Here is a 20,765-nt window from a genome sequence, read left to right as displayed (position 1 = left end):
GTTTGTTTTTTTTGCGATTGAAAAAAAGTCTTATTCCTTTAAAAAAGTGAAAGCTCCCGTCATAGATGAAATTAAAAAGTGTTGTTGAAGGAAATTTCAGCAGATATTAGTCTTGAACCAAGACACAAAATGAATTTGTAGAGGGGTAAAGATGAAATGGGACAGAAAAAGCATCTACGTGTGCGTTGGTTGGAAGAAGCACCACCAAGCTCTAGCGGCGTTACATGGGGAGTACCTTGGCACATAGGTGAATTGAATCGGTCGCAAGCCGGCGCTTTCAACCTGATTGGTCCATCCGGAGACGCATTTGAGCTTCAGAGCTGGCCAACCGCCTATTGGCCTGACGGCAGCGTGAAATGGACAGCGCACGCTGCGTCGTTTGATAAGCCTGAAAGCGAAGGCTATTCACTTATATCCGCTTATGAACAGTCTCCAGCGGTCCTTGCGAGATCTCTCTTGAAGGTTACACAATCGGCTGATGAAGTGATTGTCGACACAGGTGTCATCCGGTGTATCGTCGGAAAGCAAGGAAAGTCACTCATCCGGGCTTTATATCACGGGGAGAAACAGCTTGGCAAGGAAGGTTCACTCGTCTGTATGCGTGAAGAACGACGGACGACATCGCGTGGCCGTCTTTACCAGGAAGAATCGTTTTATGGTGAGGTCAAATCCGTAACGATCGAACAGGAGGGATCCTCACGGGTCGTACTGCTAGTGGAAGGCGAGCATATTTCCAAGGAAGGCGATCATTCTTGGCTCCCGTTTCGGTTGCGTCTATATTTCTATGCCAACCAAGCATCGATTCGGATGGTCCACACGTCATTGTTTAACGGAGATCCGCAGGAGGACTTTGTGAAAGGGCTTGGTATCTCCTTTGGTTTACCGCTAAGAGCTCCTCTTTACAACAGGTATGTTCGTTTTGCGGGCGATACCGGCTTTTTCAGCGAATCCCCCCGGCATCTGTCCACATGGCGAACGAAGGGTGTCTACACAGAAATGTTCAGGCAGCAGCAAGCTGGAGAAGCGATTGCATTCGATCCTGAGAAGGATGCGAAATTCAAGGCACTGCTTGACAATTCCGCTGCGTGGGACAGCTATAAATTAACGCAGCTTTCGGCCGACTCCTATTCTGTCGTCAAGCAAACACATGAAGAATGCAGCCCAGTGAAGGCCATCAGCGGTAACCGTGCGAATGGGCTCGTATACGCAGGAGACACTCACGGCGGACTTGCAGTAGGTCTACGTAATTTTTGGCAGAAACACCCTTCGTCTTTGGAAGTAAAAGGTATGACGACGGATGAGGCCAAGCTAACAATCTGGTTCTGGTCGCCAGATACGGCAGCGATGGATATGCGTCATTACGATACGACAACGTATGTAGAAAGCGGCTATGAAGGGGCAGAAGAGCTACGCAGTACACCCTATGGAATCGGAAATACGAACGAGCTTATGCTGTGGTGCTGCGATGGGACACCTGCTGCTGCCGATCTTGCCAACATGACTGGGAATGTGCAAGCCCCGCCGCAGCTCGTATGTGAACCTACACGTTATCATGATACGAACGTATTCGGCATCTGGAGCCTGCCTGACCGCAGCACGCCTGCAAAAGTTTGGATCGAAGATCAACTCGATGCCTGTTTGAGCTTTTACCAGCAAGAGGTTGAACAAAGGCGTTGGTACGGTTTCTGGAATTATGGAGATTTCATGCATACATACGATGAAGTAAGACATGAATGGAGATACGACGTAGGCGGTTTTGCCTGGCAGAACACCGAGCTTGTACCGAACATCTGGCTGTGGCTCTCGTTTTTGCGATCGGGGCGAGCAGATTTGTTCCGCATGGCGGAGGCTATGACGCGTCATACGAGTGAAGTCGATGTCTATCATTTAGGTGAATATGCAGGGCTCGGATCTCGTCATAATGTGGTTCACTGGGGGTGCGGATGCAAGGAAGCGCGTATCGCAATGGCGGGTTTACACCGTTACTTTTATTTCTTGACTGCAGATGAACGTATTGGAGATATTTTGGCGGAAGTGGCCGATGCTGATTTCGCCACCGTCGGAATCGATCCGATGCGAGCCTATTTCCCAAAGGATGAGCATCCAACCCACGTGAGGAGTGGACCGGACTGGGCGGCTTTCAGCTCGAATTGGATGTCGCAATGGGAACGCTTTGAGTATACGAAATATCGAGATAAGATCCTGCAAGGAATTAAGAACTTGAAGGCTGCACCATTCCGGCTCTTATCAGGCACTACATTCGGATACGATCCGAATACTGGGATTCTTACCCATATCAGTGATGGGAATTACGGATTTCATATGGTCATATCCTTCGGCGCACCGCAGGTGTGGATTGAGCTTTCGCAGCTGCTCTCTGATCCTGAATGGGATGACATGCTTGTGGAATTTGGCAACTTCTACTACTTAGAATCCGAGGAAAAGTTAGCACGTACGAATGGGGTCATTTCTCAAGATCAATTCAGTTGGCCGATGTTTGCGGCAACGATGGCGGCCTATGCAGCCAATAGGCGTAATAATGCGGAGTTGGCTGCGAAGACATGGCGCATTCTGCTGGAGAATCGACTGCCTGGAGAAAGTGAGGACGCGTTGCGAACCTATCAAGTGCCGGAGCTGGCGTATGTAAGGCCGATTCAAGAGCAGCCGACCATCACGACAAACGTAACATCACAATGGTCATTGAATGCGATAATGTGCCTTGAGCTGATCGGGAACGAACTTCCGACGGAGCTGAATGCTGAATTTATGAATTTGCTCAACAAGTAAGTGCAGTGCAGTCTAAACATTCCATGTTTAATGTTCGGGGAGGAATTTTTTTTGAAATATGTAAGGATCAATGAAACGGATATTAAACAAGCTATCGATCGGGTTGTAACAAGAACCTTTCAGATGGATATGACATGGGATTGGCCCGCTGGTGTCGCATTCTACGGAGTAGGTCAAGCTTATCTGGCTACAGGTGAAGCGAAGTATTTGGAACAATTGCAAATGTGGATCGATGAGCAGCTGGAGGATGGTATACCTACTTTAACCGTCAACGCGGTATCCATCGGTCATACTCTGCTAACCCTGTACGAACAAACCAAAGAGGAAAGGTATCTGGATGTAGCCGTCCAAATGGCGGAATTCTTGCGAACCGATGCAGTTCGATTCGGGGGTGGGGTGTTTCAGCATACCGTATCGCAAAACTACGATTTCCCGCAACAGGCTTGGGTCGATACGATGTTTATGGCCGGATATTTTCTCATCCGCATCGGTACTTTGCTTCGTAGAAACGATTGGCTGGACGATGGCCTACTGCAGTATCATGCACACGAGCGCTTTTTGCAGGACCCTGAAACGAATCTGTATGTTCACGGTTGGGATCATATCGCGCAGAACAACATGTCCGCGGTTTATTGGGCTCGAGGAAATGCATGGGCGGCATACACGATGGCGGAAGCTCTTCATATTGTAGAAGTCACACATCCGTCTTATATGAAAATGTACGATTCACTGCGTGATCAGCTTAGCAGCATCGTTCGGCTTCAAACCATTCACGGTCTCTGGCATACCGTATTGAACGATCCGACCGCTTATGAGGAAACATCAGGTTCAGCGGGTCTTGCTGCCGGATTAATTCGATATAACGAAGCCATCGGCGCCCCTATGTACAATACATACATTCAGAAGGCGGTGCCTGCCATATTATCGAAAATATCGAATAACGGTACAGTAATGGACGTATCGGCAGGAACGGCTGTGATGAAAGATGCTGACGGCTATATAGGGGTTGCCCATCAGCGAATACAAGGTTGGGGACAGGGCCTGGCATTGGTATTCCTATCTTCGCTTCTTACGTACAAATGGGTAAAGGACATTTCCCAAATGGAATAAAGCTATTGTTCAACTCATTTATATTTCCACAGGAAAGCGGCTGCCATGCAGACGCTTTCCTGTGATAACACATTTTTTCTGAGTAGTTCAAACAAGAATACCTTTGTGCTGGGCCTTATTTTGTTGCTAATACTTTTTTTCTGGATTCATACTATTTTGAAGAAAGCGATTTTTTAAAAAAGTGTTATTGTCAGAAATTTATGAATCTTATAGTGTGGGACTTACAGAGCCACAAGTTAAAATTTTAATTGCGAAGGAGTGAAAACATGATCAAAACTTCAAATACTGAACAGCACATCGTGCCTGTCCCAGACGTTAGAACTTCCAAGCGAAGCACGTTAATAGCAAAAATAGTAAGAGATAAATATTTGCTGCTGCTGGTGCTGCCGGGATTAGCCTACTTTATTATTTTTAAATATGTTCCGATGTGGGGGGTCCTGCTAGCCTTCAAAAATTATCAACCTTATGTCGGTTTTATGAAAAGCGAGTGGGTCGGACTTGATAATTTTAAGCAATTTTTTCAAGATCCTGTCTTCTTCAAATTGATACGCAACACGCTTTTGCTTGGCTTGTACGATATGGTGTTTTTCTTCCCAGCACCAATCATACTGGCTATCTTACTAAACGAAGTTCGCAAATCTTTTTACAAACGTTTCATTCAATCGCTGATTTATATCCCGCATTTTATTTCGATGGTTATCGTTGCAAGTATTTCCTATCTTCTTTTGACGACAGAAGGTGGTGTCATTAATGAATTGATGCTGAAGGTATTCGGGCATAAAATCGACTTTCTAACTAGCGAAAACTGGTTTCGTTCCATGATTATCACACAGAGTATTTGGAAAGAGATGGGTTGGGGAACGATCATTTTTCTCGCAGCGCTTGCGGGGGTAGATCAAGAGCAATATGAAGCGGCCATCGTCGATGGAGCAAATCGATTTCGCCAGCTGTGGCACATTACACTGCCAGCTATTCAGGGAACGATCATTGTCGTGCTGATTTTGCGAATGGGTCACTTTATGGACCGTGGATTTGAACAAGTATTATTAATGATTAATCCGTTAAACAGATCGGTTGCTGAGGTGTTTGATACGTATGTTTATACAGCGGGGATCATTCAGGGCGCTTTCAGCTACAGCGCGGCAGTAGGGCTATTTAAAGCCATTATCGGTGTCGTTCTCGTTTTTACAACGAATTATTTAGCTAAAAGGGCTGGACATTCCGGTATATTCTGATTTTTGCACATGATTACGAAGTCAGTTTTGCATTCGCAAAACGCTTAGGAGGAGAGTACGATGAACACACGCCATTTGTCTGTAGGCGAAAAATTGTTTGATATCGCCAATTATTTGTTTCTTGCTATCGTTGCCCTGGCCATGATCCTTCCGGTCATGTATATCGTGGCGGGATCGTTCGCAAGCGATCTCGAGATAGGGAGCAGATCCTTTTTCCTTATTCCCAAAGACATCACATTTGATGCCTATAAATTTGTTTTTAAAGATAATACGTTACCGAGAAGTTTGGGAGTATCTGTATTTATAACCATTGGGGGTACTCTTGTAAATCTTTTCTTTACCTTTACGATGGCCTATGCTTTATCGCGGAGCCATATGATTGGCCGAAATGTCTTCATGAACCTGATCATCTTCACCATGGTGTTTAGCGGTGGAATTATTCCTACTTACCTGGTTGTTAAAAGCTTAGGACTGTTGAACACCTACTGGGCTGTTATGCTGCCTGTTGCGATCAACGCCTTTAACTTGATTGTTATAAAATCATTTTTTCAGGAAATTCCTAACGAATTGATTGAATCGGCACGAATTGATGGGTGTAATGATATTGGTGTGCTGTGGCGTATTATTCTTCCGCTTTCTAAACCAGTTATCGCAACATTCGCTCTTTTCTACGCAGTTGCACATTGGAACGATTTCTTTAATGCGCTGATCTATTTATCAGACGCCAAGAAGTGGCCGATGCAGGTGCTATTGCGGCAAATTGTACTAATGGCAACGGGCTCGCTAGAAATGGGAACTTACGATCCTACTTACGTAAAACCTCCGGATCAATCGATTAAAATGGCAATCATCGTCGTGGGGACATTACCGATTTTGTTGGTTTACCCATTTATTCAAAAGTATTTTGCTAAAGGGGTCTTAATTGGTGCTGTAAAAGGTTAATCGTTTTCGATGTAAAGGGATTATTTTCGGATTGTCGCAGCATCGGTTCAAGACTGGTAAGGTATTGACGACAGGTGCTTGCTTCAACATATACAAAACCATGTTTGATATGACAAAGGGAGGCAAAAGAATATGAATTGGGACAAAAAGAAAAAACCATTGTACGCAACGACTAGCGTGTTATTAGCAGTTACAGTTATTGCAGGGTGCAGTTCGGGTACTGACGTGTCTAAACCGACAGACACAGCTAAGGCAACCGCAGGAGCGACGACGGCAGCAGTAGAAAAGCCATTACCAATCAGTATTATGCTGAAGAGCTATTACAATGATACAGCTACCCCGGAAAGTAAAGTATGGAAAAAAGTAGAAGAATATACAAACACGAAGCTGGATTTTCAATTTGTTCCTGATGCAAGCTATAACGATAAACTGAACATAACACTAGCTTCCGGTTCGATTCCTTCTCTTCTATTTGTAAATAATGCGAAATTGCCTGCTGTAGCCAACGCGATCAAAGGAGGCGCATTCTGGGAAATAGGCCCTTATCTCAAAGATTATCCAAATCTTAAACAAGCGAACCCAACCGTTCTTAACAATACGTCGGTAAACGGTAAATACTATGGCCTCTTTGTATCCCGCCCGATCGGACGAATGGGGATCAGCTACCGCAAGGATTGGCTTGATAACTTAGGCATGAAGGAACCGAAGACGATCGATGAATTTTACGCGATGTTAAAGGCATTCGCCACCAAGGATCCGGATCAAAACGGCAAAAACGATACGTATGGCATGGTTGTAACCAAATATGCGGGCCCTTTTGATATTATGCAAACTTGGTTCGGGGCTCCGAATAAGTGGGCTGAGAAAGACGGTAAGCTAATACCGGCCCATTTGACTCCAGAATATATGGAGGCACTCAAATTTTTCAAAAAGCTGTATGATGAGAAGTTAATCAATCAAGATTTTGCAGTTTATGATTCAGCGAAATGGAATGATCCGATTATTAACGGACAAGCGGGTGTAGCGGTTGACGTGACAGAACGTTCCTATCAAATTGAAGAGAAAATGAAACAAGTCAATCCGAAGGGCAGTATAGATTTAATTGGTGCTGTAAGCGGTCCTACCGGCCTTCATAATCAACCGACAGCTGGGCATAACGGTATGTTCCTCATCTCGAAATCGAGCGTTAAAACAGAAGCTGATTTGAAGAAAGTACTTACTTTCTTGGATAAGACCAACGATAAAGAGATGCAAGCGCTACTCAACTTTGGTATTGAAGGTGTTCATTATAAAGTGGAAGATGGCAAACAGGTTATTCTAATCGTTCCGACTGACCCAATGGCTCCTGATATTAATAATAAGAATATGAACCAGATCTTATCTTCGATTCCGTACATTATACCTGACATGTTCAAACCGTCTACACCGCTTCGCACGAAATCGGTCGAAGTGCAAAAGGCCAATGAGAAAATTATTGTTACAAATCCAGGAGAACCATTTACAACTGCAACCTATACACAAAAAGGCGCGCAATTGGATCAAATGGTGGAAGACGCAAGAATTAAATTTATTGTTGGCAAAATTGATGAAGCCGGCTATAAAGCCGAAATGGATTTGTGGAAAAAGAGCGGTGGCGATGACTATACGAAAGAAATAAGCGAAGCCTTCGCTGCAAGCAAAACTAAATAAGGTAACGGAGTAGAACTACTCTTAGCGGATAAGGTCCAGTCGCTCCATAGGACTGGACCTTATCCTAAGGGTTCCGGATGGAATTTATTACGTTTTTACTAAGGGAGCGATTGCGATGACAACGGCAAGATCTAGAGGCGGTAAAGGAACGGTTTGGCCTTCGGAACGACGCAGTTATACTGACCGGATTACAGGCGTAACCGTAACTCAGTTAACGAATCATTGTTCGCATAGTCATCATATTTATTTTACAAATAATGGATTCTACGGAGATGGGAAGTTGATCTTTGGATCAGATCGTGAGAATGTTACCAATTTGTACAGCATGGATCTGCGCGATGGTGTAATAACCCAATTAACGGATTTGGAACGTGGCCGTGAATCTCGGATTCAAGGGACCTTTCTTCATCCAGACGGACATGAGGCCTATTTCTACTATGACAATGCGATCATGGCAATCAACTTGGGAACGATGGAAGAACGGATTCTCTATACGATTCCTGAGAACTATAAATTCGGCAGCTTGAGCTGCACCGCAGATGGGCAGTGGTTATGCTTTGGTCTGAACAAGGATTTAACACAAAGTATCGCAATGGATACCAAGAATGGTTACTTGGGTTTTGAGGAGTATTTCCGTGCGAAGCCGCACTCTATGATTATGGGAGTTTCCCCTATCGACGGGAAAGTGAAAAAGTTTCATGAAGACCAGCTGTGGATTGGCCACGTCAATACGTCTCCAACGCAAGCTCATCTGTTAACATTTTGCCATGAAGGGCCTTGGGAACAGATTGATCATCGAATTTGGGTGCTGGATATCGCTTCCGGGCAAGTTTGGAAGGTAAAGGATAAGATACCGAATGAATATGTTGGCCACGAATATTGGCTGTCAGACGGCATTCATATCGGTTACCACGGTTTTACTAATTCTCTTGAGGATCATACCGGGAAAATTATCGGAGCTGTCCTGTTTGATAACAGTCATGTCGAACAGTACGAGTTTCCTTTTCAAAATATGCATGTTCATTCTAATGATTTATCCCTTGTTATCGGTGACGGTCAGCAAACGAGCGCCTATCATGGGCAGCAATTTCAAGATACGATTCAGGTATGGCGCAATGATGGGGCAGGATTTAAAGGTCCGCGTATATTATGTAAGCACCGAGGAAGTTTCCATTCGCAAAATCTTCACGTCCATCCGAGACTAAGCCCTGACGGCAAGCATGTACTGTTTACGAGTGATATGTCGGGATATGGTAACTTGTACATGGTCGACGTGCCAGCATTCGAATCTTTACCTGAGATGCCAGTTACATGAAGACACAACCAAATCTACTTCTCATCTTTACGGACCAGCAGCGATGGGATACGTTAGGGGCTTACGGAAACGAAACGATTCAAACGCCGCATTTGGATCGGTTGGCGCAGGAAGGAGCCGTTTTCGAAAACGCGATTACCCCGTATCCGCTATGTGCTCCTGCCAGAGCATGTACGATGACGGGGTTTGCTGCCGGAAAGACGAATGTGTTCAATAACGAATCCAATCCTGTAACTGCTGCCGATGAATCAATTGCTGCTTATTTGTCCAAAGCCGGGTATCACAATCAGGCGATCGGGAAGATGCATTTTACACCGGATGAGCAAACATATGGGATGGATCATCTTATTTTATCTGAAGAAATGAGAGGTGTACGTACGGCTGGAAGCTTAGAGGATATTCGGTTTGATGATTATGACCGCTACCTCATGGAGCATGATGCCTGGGGATGGGAGAAACCTCCCGAGATTGGTTATAACGAGCTTAAGCCGCTCGTGAACGGCCTGCCCAAAGAGCTTCATATTACACAATGGTGTGGGGATCGAACCGTAGAATGGCTTAAAACGGAAAGACCTTCTAACAAGCCCTTTTTCTTATGGACATCGTTCGTCAAACCTCATGCTCCGTTCGATTGTCCTTCACACTTGACGGATTTGTATGCGCCGGAAGAAATGCCTAGGCCTTGGGTGTCTGAAAAGGATGGAACATCAAAAAATCCTTATTTGGGGTCGCATCGTCAAGCGATGGAAGCTGATCTATACTCGGAACAAGCTATTCTAACAAACAGGGCTTATTATTATGCCAATATAACGTTTATTGATGAACAAATTGGTCGGATTATGCAAACGTTGGAGGAAGAGGGGCTGGTGGGCAATACGCTCGTTATTTTCACTTCCGATCACGGGGAACTGCTTGGCGACCATCGGTTATGGTATAAAAACTTAGGGTACGAAGGCAGTTTGCACATCCCGATGTTAGCGTGGTGGCCTGGTGTTATTCATCCGGGTACCCGCTGTGAAGAATTGACTACCCTGCTCGATATTTTTCCTACTCTCGTCAATCGGACAAGTGAAAAGGGCAAGTACGAAGGCAGATCTGGTTTGGATCTATTGGAACTGCTCACGGAACCTTCCTCGGTTCGCCGAAATGTAGTCTGTTCCGAATTTTATGTGGCACCCAACTATATGCTCCATGTTCGCAGCAAAGAGTGGAAATATCTCTTTTATCAGAACGGTGGTTATGAGGAACTGTATGATCTCCTGAGCGATCCGCATGAACTTGTTGATTTGGCGAAGGATCCCGACTTTCAGCATGTAATAAAAGAGCATCAAGAGGAAGCTATTCGTTGGGTTATCGATTATGGAAATCCTGAAATTGCACTCGATGAAACAGGATGTAAGTTGAAGGTGATGCCATTTCAGCCTCAAGCAGCCAAATTTAATCCAAGGCCGTTTTCGCGAATGCCTTGGGATTCCAGAATTCCGCCATCGTTGCTTCCCGAACAGCAGCGCTCATGGTTTTGGAAAGAGCTGGGTGGGGATTGGAGCAAGCTTATCCGCTTATTGGGAGGAGGCGTGTAGAACATGAATTGGAATGAAATCTTCTCACTAGAGAAGCTTATTTATCATAATCCTTTGGCGGATGAACAGGATGTACGGGATTTCAAAATGGAAGGAGAAGCCGTTGTCAGTTTTCCGCTGAATCGAATGCGAATGGAAAATAAGCTTGACCCCAGAATGGGGCAAAAATCTAATTTCGTTTATTGGTGTTCGGTTGAATTTCCGGACAACATCGCAATCACGTGGGATTTTTGGCCGATTCGCGAGCCCGGCCTTTGCATTTTGTTTTTCGCCGCAAAAGGAATCGGTGCTGAAGATTTGTTTGACACTCGGCTTTCTGTAAGAACCGGCACGTATGACCAATATCACCATGGAGATATTGATGCTTTTCATGTTTCGTACTTCAGACGCAAGGAAGAAAATGAGCGGAGTTTTCATACGTGCAATCTGCGCAAAAGCTATGGCTTTCATTTGGTTTCGCAGGGTGGAGATCCAATCCCGTCTGTTGCGGATGCAAAGGGTCCATACCGAATGAAATTATTAAAATGGGAGCGTGAAATCTTATTCGTTATTAATGACCTGACCATTTTTCATTGGGTTGATGACGGAAAAGCTTTCGGGAAGCCCCTGTGCGGAGGAAAGATCGGCTTTCGTCAGATGGCTCCTCTCATAGCGGAATACGCCAATCTTAACGTATATTCGATTTCAAAAATGTGAAATGATTTTAATTGGTTTGAGAAGCCTGGTTTATTTATAATCCAGGCTATTTTTCTATGTTTGATACCTCGAAATTATTCAGGTTTTCTCCCAAAATGCATATTTCATGTGATATATTGACAATAGGTATAATTTCCCACTAAAATTAAAGTGTACTATTCCAGTGGGAATTATAGAAATTAGCTTTTTATCGTTATATCAATGTATCTATTATTCTAGGAGGCAAGCTCATGTCAAATTCTGAACGTAAACATTTACCAGAAACACTAGCGATTCATGCAGGTCAAAAGGTTGACCCCGCGACTAATTCAAGAGCGGTTCCTATTTATCAAACGACATCCTATGTGTTCAACGACACCGAGCATGCTGCGAATTTATTTGCACTTAAAGAGTTTGGCAATATCTATACACGGATTATGAATCCGACGACAGATGTATTTGAACAACGTATTGCTGCACTGGAAGGTGCGCCTGCCGCGCTTGCGGTGGCATCCGGTCAAGCAGCCATCACGTTTTCGATTCTGAACATTGCCGAAGTTGGTGATGAAATCGTATCAGCTTCCGCATTATATGGTGGTACATATAATTTATTTGCAAATACATTGCCTAAATTAGGGATTAAGGTGAAATTCGTAGATGCTAGTAATCCAGATAATTTCAGTGCTGCGATTACGGAGAAAACGAAAGCCATCTATGCTGAATCCATTGGTAATCCCAAAGGGGATGTCCTGGATATTGAAGCCGTAGCGGCGATTGCGCATGAACATGGGATTCCGCTTATCGTAGATAATACGTTCCCAAGTCCCTATCTGCTCAGACCAATCGAGCATGGCGCTGATATTGTGGTACACTCTGCGACCAAGTTTATTGGAGGTCACGGTACGACCATCGGTGGCGTTATTGTAGACGGAGGGAAGTTTGATTGGGCGGCAAGCGGCAAATTCCCAGGTTTGACGACGCCAGACCCGAGTTATAATGGTGTTGTTTACACAGAAGCCGTCGGTCCAATTGCCTATATCATCAAGGCACGCGTGCAATTATTGCGAGACTTGGGAGCATCCCTGTCCCCGAATAGTTCATTCTTATTATTACAAGGCTTAGAAACGCTGCATCTTCGTCTTGAACGTCACAGCTCCAATGCGTTGAAAGTAGCTCAATATTTAGAAGCACATGAGTCCGTGGAGTGGGTAAGCTATGCGGGACTTGAAAGTCACCCGTCCTATTCATTAGCTAAGAAGTATTTGCCGAAAGGACAGGGCGCGATTCTAAGTTTTGGTATTAAAGGCGGCATCGAAGCGGGCAAAAAGCTGATACACGCTGTAGAGCTATTCTCTCATTTGGCCAATGTGGGAGATTCCAAATCCTTAATTATTCATCCTGCAAGTACCACACATTCGCAATTAAATGAGCAGGAACAAGTATCTGCTGGTGTATCTCCTGGACTTATCCGTCTATCCGTTGGAACAGAAGCGATTGAGGATATTATTTATGATTTGGAACAAGCCATCGTCGCTAGTCAAAAGTAAACTTGAAACGTTAACCCGTTCCGCATAAAATATGAGAAGGCTGCGATTTAGGAGCTCAACCTAAATCCAGCCTTTTTTTCTCATTCATTTGAAAAAAATGCATGAAGTATGAAACTTTTTCAATTAATTAGCGGTCTATTACTTTGAAAAGCTTATAGAACTTCTAGGAGGCATGAAGACAAGAAATGAAGGGGAAATGGAAAGCCAACATGCATAACAAAATGACAACTAAAATGAAAATATCCATCGCCATATTGCTGGCTTTAACTATTGTGGCAGGTTGCGGCAATAAAAGTGATGTCGTGTCTACGATTTCGCCTTTGCCAACAACAGCAGTTAGTGCAACATCAACCCCAACGGCTTCGCCAAGCGTTGCAGCGACACCGACGACTTCAGCGACCGCTTCGTCAGCGGCTACACCTACATCGAAACCATCGTCTAGTCCAGCGACTTCACCTGCGGCAAGCAATACGCCGCCGACTAAGAATGGCGCAATTCAGGTGATAGCTAAACCGGAAAGTATTACGGTTCTGGTTAATAAGCAGAACGCGCTGCCTTCCAGCTATGAGCCGACGGATCTTGTCTATCCGAACATTGCATTTACTTTTACCGAAAAAAATGATAAACGTAAAATGCGACAAGTTGCCGCTACGGCTATCGAGAAGTTATTCGCGGGCGCGGCAAAGGATGGCATCCAGCTTGCGGGCGTATCTGCATATCGTTCGTATGCCACACAGAAAGCGCTATTTGAAAGTTATGTGAAAAAAGACGGCGAAGAAAAAGCCAAAACATACAGCGCAGTTCCTGGAACTAGTGAACATGAAACAGGGCTTGCCATCGATGTCTCGGGCAGCAATGGGAAATGTGCAGCAGCGGATTGCTTTGGTGGAACGAAAGAAGCGGTTTGGTTAGAGAAGCACGCGAATGAGTATGGTTTTATTATCCGCTACCCTCAGGGAAAAGCAGCCATTACGGGCTATCAATATGAGCCATGGCATTTGCGATATGTTGGAGCCGACATTGCGAAGGAAATCCAGTCGAAGAACTTGACGATGGAAGAGTATTACAATACCGTACCAGTTTCGAAATAAACGTATGCCAAAAACCCCGCTCGGACGTTTGAAGTCCAAGAGGGGTTTTTTGGGCTTTGATTTTACCATCCTCGTTGATAAGGCCCTGGTGGAGCGAGCTCGATTCGTAAGTCACGAGCAGCTGATCTTGCCCAATAAGGATCACGCAATAGCACTCTGCCTAGAAAAATGAGATCGGCACGATTATTCTGAAGAATCTCTTCCGCTTGCTGCGGTTCTGTAATCAGTCCGACAGCACCGACAGGGATATCAGCATGGGTACGAATTTCTTCGGCGAAAGGCACTTGGTAGCCTGGGAAAAAGTGTGGAACGATCGGTGCATTGCCGCCGGAACTGACATCGATCAGATGGACGCCAAGTTCTTTGAGCTGAGTCGCGAAATAGACATGATCCTTCGGCGTAAGTCCTCCTTCCACATATTCATGAGCCGAAATACGGACAAATAGGGGACCATCCCACCGGGTTTGAATAGCCTGAACCGTTTCACGTAAGAAGCGGAACCGTCCCTCTTGATCACCACCATACGCATCTTGACGATGATTCGAAAGCGGTGATAAGAATTCATTGATGAGATAGCCATGCGCCGCATGTATTTCAATAACGTCAAAACCAGCTTGCTTGGCACGATCAGCTGCATCAGCGAAGGCTTTGATTGTATCCTGAATGTCTGTAAGTGTAGCTTCTTCAGGTGTTTTGAACGTATCTGAGAATGGGATGGCTGACGGGGCAATAATCGGAGTATCTAGGACGGCTTTTCTGCCCGCGTGGGCAAGCTGAATGCCTGCATGAGAGCCATGATTATGGATGGACGAGACTACACGCTTTAAGCCATCGATATGAGCGTCCTCCCAGATCCCTAAATCCCGCGTGGAAATCCGTCCTTGCGCAGTAACTGCTGTTGCTTCAAATATAAGTAGTCCCACTTGGCCGACGGCCCGTGTAGCGTAATGAATATGATGCCAATCCTTGACTTCACCGGATTCATCAGAAGCATACATACACATAGGTGACATCACGATACGATTCTTCAAAGTTATGCCGGCAATAGTGTAGGGCGTAAATAACATGCACAATCAACTCCTTAGAGGTAATAGAAATAATTGTTCCATTGTATACTATTCCTGTTGGAATTATCAAATTTAAATTTCGTATTGAAAATGCTTGACGTTCTAGACATTCTATCCTAATCTTCGTGTAGGAGAATAAATATATGCATGTCGTAATTTTGCACCTTCATCTGTCACCAATTCGAAATTTATCCGCATTCATAGCCGTGATACAATGAACCCAAGTCACTTATTTGGAGGTCATTCAGGATGAAAGTAGCAATGTTGAGTTTCTGGCATGTACATGCAAAGGATTATGCGAAACAGGTAAACGAGCACCCGGATACAGAAATCGTTGCCATTTGGGACGAGATTGTAGAAAGAGGTCAGCAAGAAGCCGAAGTACGAGGTGTGGCTTTCTACGCAAGTCTTGAAGAGTTATTAGCCAATCCAGAAATCGAAGCCGTTGTTGTAGATACACCAACCAACCTTCACCGAGATGTAATCATCGCTGCCGCACGGGCAGGTAAACATATTTTTACAGAGAAAGTCATTGCTCCTACGCTTCATGAAGTGAATGAGATCCTTGCAGCAGTTGAGGAAGCAGGTGTGACTTTAACGGTCTCCTTACCGCGTTTGAATTCACCATCAACATTAGCTATTCAAGATATAGTTGCCAAGGAGTTATTAGGTCAAATCACACTTGTGCGTACGCGACTCTCTCATAATGGCGGAATTTCGACTACGGCGAATCCGAATGGTTGGCTGCCGCAGCATTTCTATAATGCCGAGCAATGTGGTGGCGGAGCACTCATCGATCTTGGTTGTCATCCCATGTATCTGAACCGACTACTACTAGGCTTACCTGTTGCTGTAAGCGCTTCTTATGGCTATGTGACAGGAAGAGAAGTTGAAGATAATGCCGTATCGCTGCTCCAATATGAGAATGGTGCTTTGGGCATCGTGGAAGCGGGATTTGTAAATGCCTTCTCACCTTTCGTTATTGAAGTACATGGCACAGCAGGCAGTGTATTATATTCTGAGCAAGATGGCCGAGTCATGCTGCGTACGAACAAGCTGGAAGAAGCGACAGGACAATGGGTGGCTTACGACTCAATACCAGAGGCCAAGCCAACTGCGTTTGATCAATGGGTAGCACATATTCAAAATGGCACCAAAGCCGCCGAAAATATCGGCTTGGCTGTAGACTTGACGAAGCTAATGGAAGCTTCCAATCTATCCGTTGCTAGCAAAAGCCAAGTACGATTGGATTCCTTGGCAAACTAATCGTCACCAACTGGAAAGGAAGCGGTGTTTCCCTATGAGTCAACCCTTTTACTTCGAACCTATGCTAGAAAATCCGATGGCTTTAGATCGCCTGGAACTAAGCTTCCGTTGGGGAGCTTACGGAATTCGAGTATTGCGTTGTCATCTGACTTCCTTTCCAGCGGGAGCCATCGTAAATTATCATCAGCATTCCGAGTACGAGATTCACTATATCCCCTGCGGCAAAGGGCGAGTTATTCTGGATGGGATTACGCACCCACTCCATGAAGGACTGCTCTACGTCACAGCACCTGGTGTCATTCATCGGCAAGAAGCGGATGAGCATGAAGCGATGGGCGAACTATGTCTCCACGTGGATATTGTGAAACTATCGGATAAGGAAGAAGCAGGAGCCTCCGCGATGTCCTCCTCTGGTTGGGGAGAGGAATGGGAGATGGCAGAAGCTGAAGCGTGTATTGGACAGCTCTGTGAGGTGCCCCATATTCCGGCGGTGGATCGCCATGAAGCGATGAAATGCTTCCTCGTCGCTTATGAAGCGTGGCGGAACAACCAGCTAGGTCAATACACGGTGATTAAACAGTCCATCATTCAGATGCTGTTAAGAACAGTTAGTGCTTATAAACCGGAACAGCAGGGAGTTAATCTGCCAGCCCGTGATATGAAGAACTATCGCTATCAGATGGCGGTTCAGTTCATTTCGGACAATTTCCGTCGTCCCCTAACCTTGGAGGGGGTAGCAGAACGCGTGCAGATCAGCTCTAGGCAGCTGCAACGGATCTTCAAGGAGAAGGCAAATGTTTCCTTCAGCGAATACTTGGAGCAAATTCGCCTCAAATTCGTATGCAGCGAGCTGCTGCAAACCACGCTGACGCTGGAGAAAATAGCAGAGCGCAGCGGCTTCACGTCCAGCAATTACTTGCATTACGTATTCAAGAAAGCGCATGGCACAACGCCTAATGCCTACCGCGAAAATACAGTGCTCCAACACGCGAGCACGATGTAAACCAAAAAACAGAGCTGTCTAAAAGTAGAGAATCTACTTGTGGACAGCTCTGTTTTAGTTACGCCCTAGCATCTCAATCATATCGAAACCTTTAGCTACTCCAACCACACAAATCAGCAGTCAGCGCACCAGCAAACTAACATCAAGCACCTCAATCACATCGAAACCCTTAGCTACTCCAACCACACAAATCAGCATCCAGCACACCGTACACCAGCCAGCCACACACCAGCCCCCCTACTAACTGGAAAACATACAGCTATTTCGAGCCAATTTCGCGATTTTATCCGAATAACTGGAAAAACTCCAGCTATTTTCAGGCTTTCTCCACAAAAGAAGCAGATAGCCGGAATTTAACTGGAGTTTTTCCATCTAAACTTATATTTTAGCTGAAGTTGATGAATTTAACTGGAGTTTAGTTTTTCCAGTTAAACGCAACCTTTCATCTCAATTAAGGTCCTATTCGAAAAGCTTCCGCAGATTTACGCCATATGGAGCTTGAACGATGCCTTTTTCCGTGATAATCGCGGTTACATACTCATTCGGCGTCACATCGAACGCTGGATTGAAAACTTTCACGCCAACAGGCGCTGTGCGCTTGCCAAAACCTTGCGTGATCTCGTCCTCATGGCGCTCCTCGATCGGAATATCGCCGCCAGTTGGCGTGTTCAAGTCAATGGTTGACAGCGGACTTGCCACATAGAACGGGATGCCATGCGCCTTCGCCAGCACAGCTACGCTGTACGTGCCGATTTTGTTGGCTACATCGCCGTTCGCCGCAACGCGGTCTGTTCCGACGATGACCGCTTGAATCCAGCCCTTTGCCATGACTGCGCCGGCCATGTTGTCACAGATCAGCGTGACGTCTACGCCAGCCTGCTGCAGTTCAAAAGCCGTGAGCCGCGCGCCTTGCAGCACGGGCCGTGTTTCATCGGCGAACACTTTGATGTTCAGCCCTTGTTCCTTCGCCAAGTAGAACGGCGCTAGCGCCGTGCCGTACTTAGCGGTAGCCAAACCGCCGGCGTTGCAATGCGTCAGCACGCCAAACCCATCCTCGAACAGCGTGAGCGCATGTTCGCCGATACGGCGGTTGGTGTCTTCGTCCTCCGCCTGAATGACCTGCGCTTCTGCAAGAAGCGCAGCCTTGAAAGCATCCGGGCTCACGCCATCGGCTGCCAAAGCACCCGCTCTCGCGCGCATGCGATCGAGCGCCCAGAACAAGTTCACCGCTGTCGGACGTGACGTCGCCAGGTAATCCGCTTGCTTCTGGACTTCCGCCAGAAGCCCATCAACCGCAGCATCCACGCCGCGGATGCCGAGATACACCCCATACGCGGCGGCGATGCCAATCGCAGGTGCGCCGCGAACTTTCAGGTGCCGAATCGCTTCCCACACCTCAATCGGTGTCTCCAGCGGCAAGTACACAATCTCCTCCGGCAGCAGTCGTTGATCCAGCAAATCCAGCTGCTGGCCGTTCCAGCGCAAGGATTGCAATGCGCCTTGCACTTCATCTTTTACATTGTTCGTAGTCGTCATATGACATAACCTCTTTCTGCTGCTCGTGTTGCAATTGCAAGTAGTTCATCAATCGTTGCTACCTGACGGTTAGCTCGAATGCATGCTGTTCCGATCGTTAAGGCCATGCGCTGAGCGCGTTCTCGCGCTGCAGCATTTTCGATTTTATCAATATCTGCAACGTGGGCAAGACCAACTATGCGACGTACCATTTTGGCGCCAGTGAATCCGACCGTATCGCGCAACAAGTTTAACATGAAATAATCTTGGTATCCTGGAGCGGTAAATACACGGTCAACACCTTGCTCATTCCATAGGGCACGGAAGTTTTCTTCAAAGTGCGTCCATACATCCTTAATGGTTTGTGTTAAATATGCACGGTAAGCGGAACGGCTTTCTTCATCCTTACTCCAACCTTCTTGCGCAGCAAAGTTGAGTAGGAGATTGGCTAGAACAGCACCAATATCGAAGCCCATCGGTCCATAATAAGCGAATTCTGGGTCAATGACTTTTGTCGAATCGGGCTTGATGAAAATACTGCCAGTATGCAAATCGCCATGGAGCAGGGCTTGTGCTTGTGTTAAGAACTTGTTCCGCAGAATCGCAACTTCGAAGTGAAGCTCTTTGTCTGCCCACAGCTGTTCTGCTGCATCACGGATAGGCGCTTCAATATTGTTCGTTTCGGCATCACGATATGGATCATCGAAGATCAAATCTTCCGTAATTTTGCAAAGTTCAGGGTTGATGAAGCGTCCCAGCTGAATCTTTTTCTCTTGTTGATTTTTGCCTAAATCTGACGTGAAGAATAGCGTCTTAGCTAGAAAGCGCCCAATATGCTCCGCAAATAGGGGGTATTGGTTGCCCTCAATCAACCCTCTCCGCATGATCACGTGATCACTCAAATCTTCCATAACTGTAAGCGCTAGGTCTGCATCATAGGCGTACACATGGGGGACTAAGTCTGGCACGAGCCCCTCTTCAATGATCAACGCTTCACTCTCAATGCGCGCACGATCAAGCGTCAGCGGCCAGGATTCCCCAACAACTTTGGCATAAGGAAGAGCTTGCTTCAAAATAATACTTTTTCCTGTAGCAGCTTCTGTTATACGAAATACGAGGTTTAAATTCCCATCCCCAATTTCTTGGCTGGCCAGATCAGAACCTGTTTGAAATAATTGCGGAATACGGCGTGCGTATTCGATGGCTTGCGCTTCCGATAACGGATGATAAGTGGACATGAATGAACCTCCTAAAAGTTTTCGTCAGAAAACTGACTTCGTAAGCGTGCTCTTAAGTGATTGGAATTAATTCCAACTAATTTACTGAGTATTAATATTCTTTACCTAGTATAAGACAAATTGTTTCCGCATGAAATACACTTTTCAGAAATGTCGTTTATTTTACATAAAATCCGCGTGATATACGTAAATTAGCGTGTACAAGGACGATTTTAGGCAAAATAAAGGAGGATTTGAATGACGAGCGCAACATTCGTTTCAACGCAATCAATTCAAACTGTTCTTAATAAGCAAATTGCAAACTGGAATTTACTGTTCGTAAAGCTTCATAATTTTCATTGGTATGTTAAAGGGAATCAATTTTTTACGCTTCATGTAAAATTTGAGGAGCTATACAATGAGGCTGGGCTGCATGTGGATGAGTTGGCTGAACGATTATTGGCGATTGGCGGTCAACCTGCCGCAACGATGAAAGCTTACTTAGAAATTTCTTCACTTAAGGAAGCTTCTGGCACAGAAACAGCTACGAAAATGGTTGAAGCAATTATTGAAGATTTCACGATCCTTACACAAGAACTGAAAGCAGGCATGCAGATCTGTGAGGAAGCGAGTGACGATACCACTTCGGATATGCTTTTGGCGATCCAAACTTCTTTGGAAAAGCATCGCTGGATGCTGCAATCATTCCTGGGATGAGAAATTTAC

Annotated in this window: 16 protein-coding genes; 13 read left to right on the top strand and 3 right to left on the bottom strand. The window is 45.6% G+C overall.

What is annotated here, in order from left to right; all coding sequences use genetic code 11:
- Positions 1 to 156: 156 nt before the first annotated feature.
- The 10 genes from ACSQ8P_RS27100 (at position 157) to ACSQ8P_RS27055 (ending at position 13,971) form a co-directional block, all read left to right on the top strand.
- The gene (locus ACSQ8P_RS27100; RefSeq protein WP_436238032.1) at positions 157 to 2,787 is read left to right on the top strand and encodes a hypothetical protein; all 2,631 of its coding nucleotides are present in this window, start codon (positions 157 to 159) and stop codon (positions 2,785 to 2,787) included.
- Positions 2,788 to 2,817: 30 nt separating this feature from the next.
- On the top strand, positions 2,818 to 3,897 hold the full coding sequence (locus tag ACSQ8P_RS27095; protein ID WP_436238031.1) for a glycoside hydrolase family 88/105 protein: 1,080 nt from the start codon (positions 2,818 to 2,820) through the stop codon (positions 3,895 to 3,897).
- A 269-nt stretch (positions 3,898 to 4,166) separates the two neighbouring features.
- Entirely contained in the window at positions 4,167 to 5,132 is a 966-nt protein-coding gene (locus ACSQ8P_RS27090) for an ABC transporter permease (RefSeq protein WP_436239613.1), read from the top strand.
- Positions 5,133 to 5,192: 60 nt separating this feature from the next.
- Positions 5,193 to 6,074 (top strand): carbohydrate ABC transporter permease, encoded by an 882-nt coding sequence (locus tag ACSQ8P_RS27085; protein WP_436238030.1) that lies wholly within the window; start codon positions 5,193 to 5,195, stop codon positions 6,072 to 6,074.
- Positions 6,075 to 6,206: 132 nt separating this feature from the next.
- On the top strand, positions 6,207 to 7,763 hold the full coding sequence (locus tag ACSQ8P_RS27080) for an extracellular solute-binding protein (protein WP_436238029.1): 1,557 nt from the start codon (positions 6,207 to 6,209) through the stop codon (positions 7,761 to 7,763).
- A gap of 115 nt (positions 7,764 to 7,878) precedes the next feature.
- Positions 7,879 to 9,078: an oligogalacturonate lyase family protein gene (locus ACSQ8P_RS27075; RefSeq protein WP_436238028.1), complete on the top strand. Its 1,200-nt coding sequence runs from the start codon at positions 7,879 to 7,881 to the stop codon at positions 9,076 to 9,078.
- The gene (locus ACSQ8P_RS27070) at positions 9,075 to 10,658 is read left to right on the top strand and encodes a sulfatase family protein (protein WP_436238027.1); all 1,584 of its coding nucleotides are present in this window, start codon (positions 9,075 to 9,077) and stop codon (positions 10,656 to 10,658) included. The genes ACSQ8P_RS27075 and ACSQ8P_RS27070 overlap by 4 nt, the downstream gene beginning before the upstream one ends.
- Before the next feature lie 3 nt (positions 10,659 to 10,661).
- The gene (locus ACSQ8P_RS27065) at positions 10,662 to 11,354 is read left to right on the top strand and encodes a DUF1961 family protein (protein WP_436238026.1); all 693 of its coding nucleotides are present in this window, start codon (positions 10,662 to 10,664) and stop codon (positions 11,352 to 11,354) included.
- A 230-nt stretch (positions 11,355 to 11,584) separates the two neighbouring features.
- Positions 11,585 to 12,880, top strand: coding sequence for a homocysteine synthase (locus ACSQ8P_RS27060; RefSeq protein WP_436238025.1), 1,296 nt, complete (start codon positions 11,585 to 11,587; stop codon positions 12,878 to 12,880).
- 185 nt (positions 12,881 to 13,065) lie between these two features.
- Complete coding sequence (locus ACSQ8P_RS27055; RefSeq protein WP_436238024.1) at positions 13,066 to 13,971, top strand: M15 family metallopeptidase; 906 nt, start codon at positions 13,066 to 13,068, stop codon at positions 13,969 to 13,971.
- Positions 13,972 to 14,033: 62 nt separating this feature from the next.
- On the opposite strand, the gene namA is transcribed toward ACSQ8P_RS27055, so the two are convergent.
- On the bottom strand, positions 14,034 to 15,038 hold the full coding sequence (gene namA, locus ACSQ8P_RS27050) for an NADPH dehydrogenase NamA (RefSeq protein WP_436238023.1): 1,005 nt from the start codon (positions 15,036 to 15,038) through the stop codon (positions 14,034 to 14,036).
- Between the two features lie 249 nt (positions 15,039 to 15,287).
- On the opposite strand from namA, the gene ACSQ8P_RS27045 reads away from it, so the two are divergent.
- Both ACSQ8P_RS27045 and ACSQ8P_RS27040 read left to right on the top strand, forming a co-directional pair.
- Complete coding sequence (locus tag ACSQ8P_RS27045; protein ID WP_436238022.1) at positions 15,288 to 16,304, top strand: Gfo/Idh/MocA family protein; 1,017 nt, start codon at positions 15,288 to 15,290, stop codon at positions 16,302 to 16,304.
- A 34-nt stretch (positions 16,305 to 16,338) separates the two neighbouring features.
- Positions 16,339 to 17,307, top strand: a complete 969-nt coding sequence (locus tag ACSQ8P_RS27040) for a helix-turn-helix domain-containing protein (RefSeq protein WP_436238021.1) — start codon at positions 16,339 to 16,341, stop codon at positions 17,305 to 17,307.
- Between the two features lie 459 nt (positions 17,308 to 17,766).
- Here ACSQ8P_RS27040 and mtnA read toward each other — a convergent pair whose 3' ends face one another.
- Both mtnA and mtnK read right to left on the bottom strand, forming a co-directional pair.
- Entirely contained in the window at positions 17,767 to 18,843 is a 1,077-nt protein-coding gene (gene mtnA / locus ACSQ8P_RS27035) for an S-methyl-5-thioribose-1-phosphate isomerase (RefSeq protein ID WP_436238020.1), read from the bottom strand.
- Positions 18,840 to 20,060 carry an S-methyl-5-thioribose kinase gene (mtnK, locus tag ACSQ8P_RS27030; RefSeq protein ID WP_436238019.1) on the bottom strand — a complete coding sequence of 407 codons (1,221 nt, stop codon included), beginning with the start codon at positions 20,058 to 20,060 and terminating at the stop codon, positions 18,840 to 18,842. The genes mtnA and mtnK overlap by 4 nt, the downstream gene beginning before the upstream one ends.
- 237 nt (positions 20,061 to 20,297) lie before the next feature.
- Here mtnK and ACSQ8P_RS27025 point away from each other — a divergent pair, with 237 nt between their 5' ends.
- Positions 20,298 to 20,756: a Dps family protein gene (locus ACSQ8P_RS27025; RefSeq protein ID WP_436238018.1), complete on the top strand. Its 459-nt coding sequence runs from the start codon at positions 20,298 to 20,300 to the stop codon at positions 20,754 to 20,756.
- The last annotated feature ends 9 nt before the right edge of the window (positions 20,757 to 20,765 follow it).

The sequence above is a fragment of the Paenibacillus sp. LjRoot153 genome (genome assembly GCF_964253085.1).
Lineage (GTDB): Bacteria > Bacillota > Bacilli > Paenibacillales > NBRC-103111 > Paenibacillus_E.
The sequence above is the reverse complement of the archived record's forward strand: the minus strand, read 5'-3'. Positions and strand labels throughout refer to the sequence as shown.

Bases quoted from the DNA above. Each gene is read 5' to 3' on its own strand.
- ACSQ8P_RS27065 (WP_436238026.1), top strand. From the start codon at position 10,662: ATGAATTGGAATGAAATCTTCTCACTAGAGAAGCTTATTTATCATAAT.
- ACSQ8P_RS27055 (WP_436238024.1), top strand. From the start codon at position 13,066: ATGAAGGGGAAATGGAAAGCCAACATGCATAACAAAATGACAACTAAA.
- ACSQ8P_RS27045 (WP_436238022.1), top strand. From the start codon at position 15,288: ATGAAAGTAGCAATGTTGAGTTTCTGGCATGTACATGCAAAGGATTAT.
- namA (WP_436238023.1), bottom strand. From the start codon at position 15,038: ATGTTATTTACGCCCTACACTATTGCCGGCATAACTTTGAAGAATCGT.
- mtnA (WP_436238020.1), bottom strand. From the start codon at position 18,843: ATGACGACTACGAACAATGTAAAAGATGAAGTGCAAGGCGCATTGCAA.
- ACSQ8P_RS27085 (WP_436238030.1), top strand. From the start codon at position 5,193: ATGAACACACGCCATTTGTCTGTAGGCGAAAAATTGTTTGATATCGCC.
- ACSQ8P_RS27040 (WP_436238021.1), top strand. From the start codon at position 16,339: ATGAGTCAACCCTTTTACTTCGAACCTATGCTAGAAAATCCGATGGCT.
- ACSQ8P_RS27025 (WP_436238018.1), top strand. From the start codon at position 20,298: ATGACGAGCGCAACATTCGTTTCAACGCAATCAATTCAAACTGTTCTT.
- mtnK (WP_436238019.1), bottom strand. From the start codon at position 20,060: ATGTCCACTTATCATCCGTTATCGGAAGCGCAAGCCATCGAATACGCA.
- ACSQ8P_RS27080 (WP_436238029.1), top strand. From the start codon at position 6,207: ATGAATTGGGACAAAAAGAAAAAACCATTGTACGCAACGACTAGCGTG.
- ACSQ8P_RS27100 (WP_436238032.1), top strand. From the start codon at position 157: ATGGGACAGAAAAAGCATCTACGTGTGCGTTGGTTGGAAGAAGCACCA.
- ACSQ8P_RS27070 (WP_436238027.1), top strand. From the start codon at position 9,075: ATGAAGACACAACCAAATCTACTTCTCATCTTTACGGACCAGCAGCGA.
- ACSQ8P_RS27095 (WP_436238031.1), top strand. From the start codon at position 2,818: ATGTTCGGGGAGGAATTTTTTTTGAAATATGTAAGGATCAATGAAACG.
- ACSQ8P_RS27060 (WP_436238025.1), top strand. From the start codon at position 11,585: ATGTCAAATTCTGAACGTAAACATTTACCAGAAACACTAGCGATTCAT.
- ACSQ8P_RS27075 (WP_436238028.1), top strand. From the start codon at position 7,879: ATGACAACGGCAAGATCTAGAGGCGGTAAAGGAACGGTTTGGCCTTCG.